This window comes from Mastigocoleus testarum BC008, assembly GCF_001456025.1.
GTDB classification, from domain to species: domain Bacteria; phylum Cyanobacteriota; class Cyanobacteriia; order Cyanobacteriales; family Nostocaceae; genus Mastigocoleus; species Mastigocoleus testarum.
Map to the genome: position 1 here is coordinate 1 of NZ_LMTZ01000078.1, position 11,647 is coordinate 11,647.

Genomic DNA, 11,647 nt, shown 5'->3' on the forward strand with positions numbered 1-11,647 from the left:
TTATTTATCATTGTTCGTTGTTAGACCGATATCTTTGCCCGTATTATCTCGTAGTTTTTTTCATAAATCAAATATGATTCCTATATAAATTATTTATATTTGCAAATAATTATTTTAGTTAGTAAAAATATTCGGTTTAAAATGTTATCCTTATTGTTTTAAAAATAAATCTTATTGGTCTGACTCAATTTGAGTAAATAATGGGGTTTGCATCCTTGATTTCCAGGATAAATTTGATTTTTCATAAAAAGCTGCCCTAGGAATTCTTATATTTTACCTGTGATTGTGGTGAATGATACTAATGCGATATCCATTTTATGGTGTTAAAGTTCTGACTTCTCTTACGCCTTGTTTGAGGTTCAGGATATCTATAAAGGCGATCGCTAAGAATTAGTTTATTCCATGAGGCGATACTTGAATAGCAAAAGTAAAAGATCCAAATCAAAGTCTGCAAGATCATAGAAGTCACATTCAAATTAGGTAAGCCAAGAAGTGAGAGCAAAATCCTAACAGTAAGCTAAAAACCAAGCCAGGAATTGGAATTACCAGTTCGACCATCATACAATTCATCACACAATACTTTTAAGTAATCACGAGTGTTGGGAGAAGGAAAAATATTGAAACTCTTATCCATTTTTTCAAGGTGTCGGTTCTATAATCATCAAAAGGTACTGTGGAACACACGGAAACCATTTGCCTCTGAAAGATATGGTGCAGAGGATTGTAGAAATTTACGAGTGATGATTTGTAATCAATAGGTGCAGAATCTTAAATTTGGAATCTTAAATTTGAAATCTTAAATTTGGAATCTTAAATTTGGAACTAAAAATCACTCGTTAATTCTTTTTTTACTTGTTGCTCAAATCATTTAACTTATGGTTTGAGTCAAACAGTATTTAGTTAATTAACACCATATAGTTGTCTAAACTGTAACGCTTCATTAGCTATATTTATCATGAGTTCACCTACCTCTTTCCATGCATTAGATTCTTTCCAAGCGGATATCGTTCAATTGCTCGAACGTTTACCAAGCTTGAAACATCGGCAATTTATTAAACAAGCACTTACGACCATAGTTAATTTATCTGAGAGTAATATCGATCGCCTCGATTGGAAAATACTTTCAGCCGCTCTCACAGATATGGAGCAAGGTTTTGAACTATTTCATGCTTATAGACACGTTCGTAAAGTAACAGTTTTTGGTTCCGCTCGTCTCAAGTCAGATACACCTGAATATCTTATGGCTTCAGAATTTGCCCGTCGTGTTTCCCAACTGGGTTTTATGGTCATGACTGGTGGTGGTAGTGGAATTATGCAAGCAGGTAACGAAGGAGCAGGAAGAGAAAAATCCTTTGGTTTGAATATTCAATTACCCTTCGAACAGGAAGCAAACCCCGTGATTGAGGGTGACCCCAAACTAATTCACTTCAAATATTTCTTTACCCGTAAGTTATTTCTTCTCAAAGAAAGTGATGCTGTGGCATTATTTGCTGGTGGGTTTGGTACTCAGGATGAAGCTTTTGAGTGTATGACGCTGAGTCAAACAGGTAAGTTTGGTCCCGTTCCAGTAGTCTTCATTGACCATCCAGGAGGTGATTACTGGCATTCTTGGAGTGAATACGTCAACAAGCAACTAGTTGCAAAAGGTCTTGTAAGCCCTGAGGACCCTTGTCTTTACACCGTTACAGATAATTTAGAAGTAGCTTGCGACGCTATTACTAATTTTTATCGGGTATACCACTCTAGTCGCTATGTAGACGAAAAATTAGTGATTCGTCTTCGAGTTGAATTATCGGAAACTGAGGTGGAGCAACTAAATACAGAATTCAGCGACATCCTTGTCAAAGGACGGATTGAAAAAAGTCAAGCCTTGGCTAAAGAAGGACAAGATGAGACTTTTGAGCTACCTCGTCTAATCTTGCACTTCAACCAACGCGATTTAGGACGTTTGTACCAAATGATTGCAACTATCAATCAAATGGGCATTCCTTCTGTAGAGGATGCAGCACATCCAGAACGAAAGTAAATTTTTCCTCGGTATTTTTGATTTTTCAAAAGAGTAGCAACGTGAAATAGTAGAAGAAATAATCCCACATCCAATACTCTGAGAAGACAATTTGTATGGTTTGTAGTAGAGCTATCTTTTTAAGAAGATGTTTGTTTTAGCAGTGTTTTAACACTACTTTTGAGGTCTATCAGCGTCTCTTGTCAATATCCTTTCGGAAATAGCCTAACTACAAATCATACAAGGTTGAGGTGGCGAACAAATAATAATATTGCTCTTCACAAAATTCAAGTATTACTTGATACTTCTTATTTTTTTCTATCCCTAATTAGACTTACGCGCTCGTTACCAACCCTTAATCTTTTGAGATGAACCGCACCTACGGTGAATGCTATTTCATACCAAATTCGATTTTCACAACGTCTTTATATTTCAATACAGTTCAAATAACACTGAATTTGGTAGAGACGCAACAGAACCTGAGCCGCACCTGGGCTGTTTGTAAGCGTCTTGTGGATAACAGCGCAAGCTGCATCTCATAGCGTCAGTGGATCTGTAAGTAACGGCTCCGTAGGTAGTGCAGCTATAGTCATAGCCTCTGTCGTGTCTCTAAATTTTTATTTTTTTTCAAGATAATTGATTCGCCATTGCTCAAGATTTTCTATTGTTACCGATTTAGTCACAACATTAACTCCATTACCACGCCAACTGACTTCTGAATCTGTGGTAAATACTCCACACTCTAGTTGGTCACTTTGAATGTTCCAGTACTCACTAAAACGCTTTTTGAGAGTAATGACCTGATCGAATACTTTATTTCTGTGCTTATTTCTTCTTTTTCTTTCCGTCGCTCCCGTCGCTTCGGTATCTATAAATTTAGTTTCAATAATAAATAATTTATGATTCGACGTTAGATAAACAAAATCACACTTTCCTAAATCAGTGTAGTCTGCAATTGGTGATTTCTCGAATAGTAATAATTCAGAACAAGAAGGAAATATATCTTTGATATTCAAGAATAAGTAGGCTTGCAAGAGAAGTTCTTTATCGTATGGAAAACCTACAACCCCCTCAAAAAACCTCTGAATATCTTTCTGAGATTGGGGTTGAATTATTTTACAGTACGCCACAAAATTATTAGTTTCATCGGCGGTCATTAAGTATTTACTCCTCTGCCTAATTACCCATAATGTCTATGGCATAAAACTATACCATGTTCTGTACACGGGCATCATCCGCAGAAGTAACTAAACACACAATAAATTATTTTTTGTGTAAGTAAATAAACTGATGACTATGCTAACATTCAGGTATGCAGGAATAGTTAATGTAAAAATTGAAACTAATTTACAGGAATTTTATTTGACCTTTGAAAATATCTAAGTATAATTTCTGTTTAATTTAGTAGTCAGCATATAAGTACCTTGGGAAAATGTTCCACCGTTGCATCCTGCTAAGTCTATAGTGGTAGTTATAGCTGTACTAAGCAATGTTTGTAGTCGACAATACTTAGAGATATGCAGAGCTAGAGCCCTAAGGGCACTAAAATAAGTTGGGAATCCTATACTCATCTGAATTCCTACGAAGGTGGGTTTTTGTATTGCTCAATTCCGGTAACCTCAGTGTATTAAATTCATTTTGTATGAATACTATGTGGTTTAATAAAAAAAATTAATTGGTGGTTAAATTCTTTACGTAAGCAGAGAATCGAGCATTTTGGAGTGCTTGAACTGCTGTTCTCCAATCTTCTACCCAAAACTGCTTACCAAAGCGAACTAGTTGACGATGATTCCCCGCCCTAATTACTCCAATTACAGGGACTTTCGCACTTTCTTTATCTCTGGAATTTTGAGTTAAAACGTTGCGCAGACGGTCTTGTTCTTCAATTGCGCTTGCTTGTGACGGACTGAGTTCGACCATGACCATTTGCACTTGTTCGACTGGTTCTGCATCTTCGACTATCAGTTGACTTTGGTCATCCCGTTTATCGATTTTGCCCCAAATAATTAGTCTGGTATCAACTTGGAGTAAATTGCTAACTCGCTCATAGGTTCTAGGAAATACAACAGCTTCAGATTGTGATGTTAAATCTTCAATTTGTAAGATAGCCATTGGATCGCCCTTTTTAGTTATCACTTTTTTGACGTTATTAAGCATCACAACAGCGCAAATATTACTCCCTTCAGTTTTTTCTCCTAATTGGGAAAGGTTAATTGGAGCAAGTATTAGTGCTGATTCGCGGACTGATTTTAATGGATGATCTGAAACGTAAAAACCTAATAAATCTTTTTCTTTACGTAACTTTTCTTGGGGTGGTAAATCGGAAACAGGTTTGGCTTTGGGAGCAGAATCAAAAACGGCGTTTTTATTTGTCGTATTACTGCTAGAAAATCCCCCACCTAACAAATCGAACAAATTACCTTGACCTGTGGCTCGATCTCTAGCCCGGGATTGTGCCCAATCATATACCAATTCCAGATCGTGGACTAATTGATTGCGGTTGGGATTTATTTTGTCAAAAGCTCCACAATTAATTAATGCTTCTAAGGTACGGCGATTTACAGAACTCAAATCTACGCGATCGCAAAAATTAGCCAAGGATTTAAAATTACCTTCTTTATCTCTAGCAACCAAAATTGAAGCGATCGCATTTTGTCCCACATGACGAACAGCTGACAAACCGAATAAAATTTTCTCATCCAAGGGAGTAAAATCTACTCGCGAACGGTTGATATCTGGTGCTTCGATCTGAATACCCATGTTTAAACAGGTAGAGATATATTTTTGCACCTTATCTGTATCGTTGCTGTTAGCGGTTAATAACGCCGCCATATACTCCAAAGGATAATTTGCTTTGAGGTAGGCAGTCTGATAAGTTACATACCCATATGCCGTAGAGTGAGATTTATTAAAACAGTTAGAAGCAACTAAACCATTTTTAATTAAAAAATTATGATCTTTCTCAACGCCAATATCGTATACGTTTTGCGATGACAAAGACCGTCTTGTAATTATTTTTACCATTTTTTAGATTTCCTAAAGTAAATATGTCAAACTGATTTAATTGCGATCGCTGAGGGAAGAAAGAAAAGAATACAGGAGTCAGGAGTCAGGAGTCAGAAGTCAGGAGTCAGAAGTCAGGAGTCAGGAGTCAGAAATCAGGAGTCAGGAGTCAGAAATCAGGAGTCAGGAGTCAGAAATCAGAAGTCAGAAGTCAGGAGTTAGAAGTCAGGAATTAAGAGTAAAAATTACCAATTACCAATTACCCATTACCAATTACTGTGCGCTGTAGACACCCTCATTGTCTGTGCTTACGCCCCCCCGCCTTGCTAACACTTTGTGAACGCGCCCCGCAATACCTTACGGTACGCTTGCGCTAGGCGCTAACCATTACTTATTACTCATTACTCATTACTCATTACTCATTACTCATTACTCATTACTCATTACTCATTACTCATTACTCATTACTCATTACTCATTACTCATTACTTATTACTCATTACTCATTACCCATTACTCATTACTCATTACCCATTACTCATTACTCATTACCCATTACTCATTACTCATTACTCACTACCCATTACCCCCATTACCCTTTAAATTATCTGTATGTTATTCCGAGCGATGCCTGCCAGATAAAAATAAATATTAATTTAAAGTCGTCACAGGCAAAAAATTTTATTTAGCTGAATTTAATGGATCGCAGGATATCAAGCTGTACTAAAATCAATCACTTGAGTCACAAAGAGAGCAATCATGGTATCCATCCGCAAGTTGCACGAACAACTAGTAAAAAAAGAACGTTCTGCAGTTGAAATCACTCAAGAAACATTAGATAGAATTCAAGCCGTAGAACCCGATGTCAATAGTTTTTTACATATCACAGCCGATAAAGCTTTAAAACAAGCGCAACAGGTAGATGCCAAAATCGCTGCAGGGGAAGAAATCGGAATGTTAGCCGGTATCCCCATAGCTATTAAGGACAACATGTGTACCAAGGGAATTACTACTACCTGTGGTTCTAAAATTCTCGAAAACTTTGTTCCCCCTTACGAATCTACCGTAACCCAGAAACTGGCAGAGGCTGGAGCGGTACTGGTAGGAAAAACTAATTTAGATGAGTTCGCGATGGGTAGTTCTACAGAAAACTCTGCCTATAAACTCACAAATAACCCTTGGGATGTATCGCGAGTTCCTGGCGGTTCTTCTGGAGGTTCTGCAGCAGCAGTTGCAGCAGGAGAATGTACTGTTTCTCTTGGCTCTGATACTGGTGGTTCTATTCGACAACCAGCATCTTTTTGCGGCGTAATTGGAATGAAACCCACCTACGGATTAGTTTCCCGTTATGGTTTAGTAGCTTATGCTTCTTCCCTAGACCAAATTGGTCCTTTTTCTCGCAACGTAGAAGATAGCGCTATATTATTGAGTCATATTGCTGGTTACGATCCCAAAGATTCCACTAGCCTCAAGGTTGATATCCCCGACTATGCCGCTAATTTTAAACCAGACCTCAAACGTCGAGGACAAGTCAGAATCGGTATCATCAAAGAAACTTTTGGTGAAGGTATAGATTCACAGGTTGAAAAGGCTGTAACTAAAGCAATTGAACAATTGCAAAATTTAGGTGCAGAAATTCATGTCATTTCCTGTCCTAACTTCCGTTACGGGATCGCCAGCTATTACATTATTGCACCTTCGGAAGCATCGGCTAACCTCGCCCGTTACGATGGAGTTAAATATGGTCTACGGGACGAAGAAGCCGAAAGTCTAATATCAATGTATAACCGCACCCGCGCCCATGGTTTTGGACAAGAGGTGAAGCGCCGAATTATGATTGGTACCTATACTCTTTCGGCTGGCTATTATGATGCTTATTACTTAAAAGCGCAGAAATTCCGTACCTTAATTAAAGAAGATTTTGAAAAGGCGTTTCGTCAAGTTGATGTTTTAGTTTGTCCTACAGTTCCCATGACAGCTTTTAAAGCGGGAGAAAAGGACGATCCATTAAGTATGTATTTAACTGATTTAATGACAATTCCTGTAAACCTCGCTGGCTTACCGGGGATCAGTATTCCTTGTGGATTTGACGATAATGGTTTACCTGTTGGATTACAAATGATTGGTAGAGTTCTTGGTGAAGAACAATTATTCCAAATCGCTTATGCTTACGAGCAATCTACCGATTGGCATTTGCGCACGCCAAAAATTTGAGTAATTGGTTAGTTATTGGCGATTACTCATCGACAAATCTCAATCACCAACTGATAGTGTTTGGGGAGGTGCGGACACAGTATCGTTTACTCCTTCAGGCTTAAATGTTATTTGTTTGACTTCTCCCTTTGCACCCATTGCTTCTGGTTCCTTATCGTCTTTGGAAATGAACACAACTGCTGCATCTCCTGCACGTACGGTTAATTCTTCTTTTGCTGTCCAGCTTTGATTTTGCCCTTCTTCCATAAATCCGTTAACTACAGTTTTGTTATCTACTATTACTTCCATCCACGATCTACCTGTAAGTTTAAGGCTAACTTGTACTGTTGATTTCGCTGCTGGGTTCTGAGACCGTGTTGCTTTAAGCTTAGGTTGTGATATTGAGTTTGATATTGATTCTTTTGACGTTGTTTTTTGCGAGCTAACTGGTAGCGAACTTTGGTTCTGAGCAGTTGATTCTACTTGTGGTCGGGGTCTGAGCACAAAAAATAATCCAAAGGACGCTGAAACTATTAAAAAAATGTAAAACAACGACAGAAATGGTAAATTAAAATTAGTTTTTGATTGTGTGGTTTCAATATTTTCTTTCAGTTCCTCTTTTTGGAATGTATCGCTAAACATCTCGGCTAAAGCTTTACCATCAAGCCCAACCGCATCACCGTAACGATATATAAATCCTCGGACATAAATAGTTTCAGGTAATTCTTCAAACTTTCCATTCTCCAAGGCTTGCAAATATATCATTCGGATACGTGTATGGAGTGCGAGTTCTTCAAGGCGAATTGATTTTTCCTCACGCGCTTGCTTTAAAGCGGCACCTATTTCCTTAAATTTTTGCTCTTGGGTCTCATTCTGTACCTTCACAGTATCTCCTGATATCCATGTAATAAGTAAGACTAATAGGGAATTTACTTAAACTAAAGTAAATAATAAGACTTGTCTATTAAAGTGATTACAAAATTTTATCCGACTATTCATTTCCAGTTTAAAGTCATTAAAACTTTCTTTGCAAGAGATTAATAATGTATATATAAATACTATAAGATGTCAAAAATAAGCAGAGTTCTTTGATTAAATATCTATTAAAACTACCAATATGGGTGATTTTGTCTTCCGTAATTGCCTACATTTGTTCTTGCATTTTCCTGTTTTTTTATCAGCCCCGGTTAATATTTTTCCCTTCTGCGAATTTAGAAAAAACTCCACTATATTTTAATATCTCTTACCAAGATGTTTGGTTGCCTGTAGAGGTTCCCAATAAAAAATCTCAACTCATTCACGCTTGGTGGATGAAAGCAGATAAGCCAAGTAATAAAGTATTGCTGTATCTGCATGGTAATGGCCTAAATATAGGCGCTAATATTAATCGTGCAAACTTTTTTCGAGAACTGGGATTTTCGGTGCTGCTAATTGATTATCGCGGTTATGGTCGCAGTCAGGGAAGTTTTCCTAGGGAATCACAAGTTTATCAGGACGCTGTTGCTGCGTGGAATTACTTACATAATAAGCAAAAAATTCCATCTGAGCAAATCTTTATTTACGGACATTCTTTAGGGGGAGCGATCGCGGTAGATTTAGCAGCAAAAAAATCAGATGCGGCTGGATTGATAGTTGAAAGTTCTTTTACTTCCATTCGAGACATGGTTGCTCTGAAGAAAATGTTTTCTATTTTTCCGGTAGATTTGATTTTGACACAGCGTTTTGAATCGAGTAAGAAATTATCAAACCTAAAAATGCCGGTATTATTTATTCACGGTCTTAATGATTCGACTGTACCAGCTTTTATGAGCCGGAACTTATACACTTTAGCTCCTGAACCGAAAAAACTTGTTATGATCCCAGATGCAGGTCATAACGATGTTGCAGAAGTTGCACCCCATGAGTATGAACAAGCGGTGCTTTCGCTAGTTGAGATGTCTAAGTTTGCTGCAGCGAATTAAGGAGTATCTATTATTTACTCTGCGATCGCAACATTTCTAAATTTGCAATCTATGTGCGAACTAAACCCTGCTGCATCATACAGCGAAATTTTAGCTGTTAGTTGCTAATTATGAGCAAAACTTGTTAGATCCCCTAAATCCCCCGCTGAGTTGGGGACATTGATTTATTGCTTGATTTTAAGATCCCCCTAAATCCCCCGCTGATTTGGGGGACTTTGACTATTTCTATGTATCGGCTAGAAGAGATCGGAACGCAGTTTGAGAACACGCCATAGCACATATTTATAGCGGATTGCAACTAGGTGAGGTACAGTTCAAAAACTGAAATTCAGTTATATATAAAGCAGATCCTACTCCTGATTCCTGTCTTCTGACTCCTGAATTCTGCTGTAAGTTTTGTCACAAAAATTAAAATCATTATTTAGGGACCCAAAATCAACTTTGGATCGTCTTTATCATATTTATTGTGCAAATATAACTTCGGTAATTACGATTTAAAGACTAAGAAAACTGTAACTAATAATCCGGAAAAGTTATTTCAGACCAGAAAAAATTACACAGATACAGTTATAGCCTATCTTAGTTTAAAAATCACAATGACATCTGTATACACCTTAACTCTCTCTGGAAATTCGACCATTGAAATTTCCCAGGATGAATTACGTTCCATCCTAGGTGATATTGAAACTGAGTTGCATCGTTCCAAGGTATATCGTTGTGCTTTAACCAACACACAAAAGTTATTGGGTTCTTCTGCAGAACAAGCCAAAGTATTATTTAAAGCTGTGGGAAGAGAAGCTATTGGCTTAGCATTTAGACAATTTATACAACAACACCAAAAGGTAATCGCTGTAAAGCAAGAAACAAGCAATGAAATCTCAAATAGTGAGATCCCAAACCATGAGATTTCAAGTAACGAGATGTCAAGTAACGAGATGTCAAGTAACGAAATCTCAGGTAACAAAATCTCAGGTAACAAAATCTCAAGTAATAAGACTTCAAGTATTGAGTCAGTAGCCAATTCTCAGAATGCACATACTACAAGTGAGCCAGTAGCATCTGAATCCCAAGCTTCTACAGATTTATCAAATTACTTAACTAGTGCTAAACCACAACCCACCTTAACCGCTAAAAGTAAGAATGCAGATAAAGTGAAAAAATCTCGATATGCTAACGCAGCTAAAAACTCTAGTAATCCCTTAATGAATTGGCTCAATTCAAATAAGAAAGCTTCCTTAGTCCAATTAGAACAGCAAATGCTGCAGCATCGGAAGAAAATTTTACTTGAAATCGGTCAACAACTTAAGGAAGCCCGAGTATTAAGACATCTTTCTCTGGAACAACTCAATACTTACACCCATGTTCCAGTACATAAGATGGAAGCAGTAGAAAATGGTCAGTGGGAATTATTACCAGAAGATGTATTTGTCCGTGGTTTTATCCGAGTGATGGGTAACGCTTTAGGAATGAATGGTACTGCTTTGGCTGCTTCTATACCCCTTGCAGATCCAAAAACTCAATCAGTCTTACCTTCTTGGTATGAAGATCCTAATAGTAGTACTGACTGGACATTACAAATTCGTCCAATTCACTTGTATGTTGGTTATACGGCGTTTGTTGCTGGAGCGATCGGGGGATTACACTTTATGTCTCAACAAGCTGAAGCAAATAAGTTATTAATCAACAGCAATTCTAATACGTCTTCTATTAGCCACAAACAGCAAGACAAGGAACCCATTACTAAACCCGGTTTACAGTCTAATGTTTCTGGGGTTGTGGTTGGTTCTGACATCGCACCACCTGAAGCAATGTAGACGGTGGTCAGTTATCAGTTAACAGCTAACAGTTAGTAGTTGACAGTTAGCTTTAGCGATCGCTGTATAGCTATATGATTTCCACCAAGTTTTTAGAGGTTAAAGTTGAAATTTAGGTGATTTAGAGTTATTTGGATACAGCAATACACAATTAGCTTAAGACATTAATTTCGACTTTTGCTGTGCTGGAACCCCACTGCACTAACGCTGTTAGCAAAGTGTTTTAGACATGAGCCTGGTCTGTTACGTCCTGCGGACACGTCATGCTAATGACTTTTGACTTATGTCCTGCGGACACGCAATAACTACATTACGCTCCGCTAGGCGCTAATAATGACTTTTGAATTGCGCACAGCGCTCCCTTCTGTAGAGTAATTAGATTTTTCTCGCCTCCTGTAAGGATTTATATATTGCCCTATAAAAATCTTTCACTGGAGACAATTGACTGATTTTTATTACTGACTAATCATTCCAAATTTCTTTATATATTAATAAAAAAATAAATTAATTTTGCGTAAGTCCTATAGAGTTTCAAAATAAGCGAACGCACAGAAACAAGTATAAAAAACTCTTTATTTTTTGATTCCTATAGGAATCATATTTGATTTATGAAAAAAACTACGAGATAATACGGGCAAAGATATCGGTCTAACAACGAACAATGATAAATA

Annotated in this window: 8 protein-coding genes; 5 read left to right on the forward strand and 3 right to left on the reverse strand. The window is 37.5% G+C overall.

Going from position 1 to position 11,647, the window contains the following annotated elements; genetic code table 11:
* The first annotated feature begins 955 nt into the window (after nt 1–955).
* On the forward strand, nt 956–2,026 hold the full coding sequence (locus BC008_RS12580; protein WP_027846420.1) for an LOG family protein: 1,071 nt from the start codon (nt 956–958) through the stop codon (nt 2,024–2,026).
* 596 nt (nt 2,027–2,622) lie between these two features.
* On the opposite strand, the gene BC008_RS12585 is transcribed toward BC008_RS12580, so the two are convergent.
* Nucleotides 2,623–3,162, reverse strand: coding sequence for a hypothetical protein (locus BC008_RS12585; RefSeq protein WP_027846419.1), 540 nt, complete (start codon nt 3,160–3,162; stop codon nt 2,623–2,625).
* Nucleotides 3,163–3,676: 514 nt separating this feature from the next.
* On the reverse strand, nt 3,677–5,029 hold the full coding sequence (locus BC008_RS12590; RefSeq protein WP_027846418.1) for a helix-hairpin-helix domain-containing protein: 1,353 nt from the start codon (nt 5,027–5,029) through the stop codon (nt 3,677–3,679).
* A 40-nt stretch (nt 5,030–5,069) separates the two neighbouring features.
* Between BC008_RS12590 and BC008_RS48250 the strand changes: the two genes are divergently transcribed.
* Nucleotides 5,070–5,297 carry a hypothetical protein gene (locus BC008_RS48250; protein ID WP_161938110.1) on the forward strand — a complete coding sequence of 76 codons (228 nt, stop codon included), beginning with the start codon at nt 5,070–5,072 and terminating at the stop codon, nt 5,295–5,297.
* A gap of 470 nt (nt 5,298–5,767) precedes the next feature.
* A complete protein-coding gene (gene gatA / locus BC008_RS12595; RefSeq protein ID WP_027846242.1) occupies nt 5,768–7,222 on the forward strand; it encodes an Asp-tRNA(Asn)/Glu-tRNA(Gln) amidotransferase subunit GatA in 1,455 nt (484 codons plus the stop codon).
* 39 nt (nt 7,223–7,261) lie between these two features.
* Here the strand turns inward: gatA and BC008_RS12600 are convergent, their stop codons facing one another.
* Nucleotides 7,262–8,086, reverse strand: a complete 825-nt coding sequence (locus BC008_RS12600; RefSeq protein ID WP_058183571.1) for a helix-turn-helix domain-containing protein — start codon at nt 8,084–8,086, stop codon at nt 7,262–7,264.
* 203 nt (nt 8,087–8,289) lie between these two features.
* On the opposite strand from BC008_RS12600, the gene BC008_RS12605 reads away from it, so the two are divergent.
* Together BC008_RS12605 and BC008_RS12610 are read left to right on the forward strand one after the other, a co-directional pair.
* Complete coding sequence (locus BC008_RS12605; RefSeq protein ID WP_027846241.1) at nt 8,290–9,162, forward strand: alpha/beta hydrolase; 873 nt, start codon at nt 8,290–8,292, stop codon at nt 9,160–9,162.
* A 596-nt stretch (nt 9,163–9,758) separates the two neighbouring features.
* Nucleotides 9,759–10,976 carry a helix-turn-helix domain-containing protein gene (locus tag BC008_RS12610; protein ID WP_036268235.1) on the forward strand — a complete coding sequence of 406 codons (1,218 nt, stop codon included), beginning with the start codon at nt 9,759–9,761 and terminating at the stop codon, nt 10,974–10,976.
* Nucleotides 10,977–11,647 lie beyond the last annotated feature (671 nt).

Excerpts from the sequence above, each read along its gene's own strand:
- BC008_RS12585 (WP_027846419.1), bottom strand. The coding sequence starts at position 3,162 with ATGACCGCCGATGAAACTAATAATTTTGTGGCGTACTGTAAAATAATT.
- BC008_RS12610 (WP_036268235.1), top strand. The coding sequence starts at position 9,759 with ATGACATCTGTATACACCTTAACTCTCTCTGGAAATTCGACCATTGAA.
- BC008_RS12590 (WP_027846418.1), bottom strand. The coding sequence starts at position 5,029 with ATGGTAAAAATAATTACAAGACGGTCTTTGTCATCGCAAAACGTATAC.
- gatA (WP_027846242.1), top strand. The coding sequence starts at position 5,768 with ATGGTATCCATCCGCAAGTTGCACGAACAACTAGTAAAAAAAGAACGT.
- BC008_RS12580 (WP_027846420.1), top strand. The coding sequence starts at position 956 with ATGAGTTCACCTACCTCTTTCCATGCATTAGATTCTTTCCAAGCGGAT.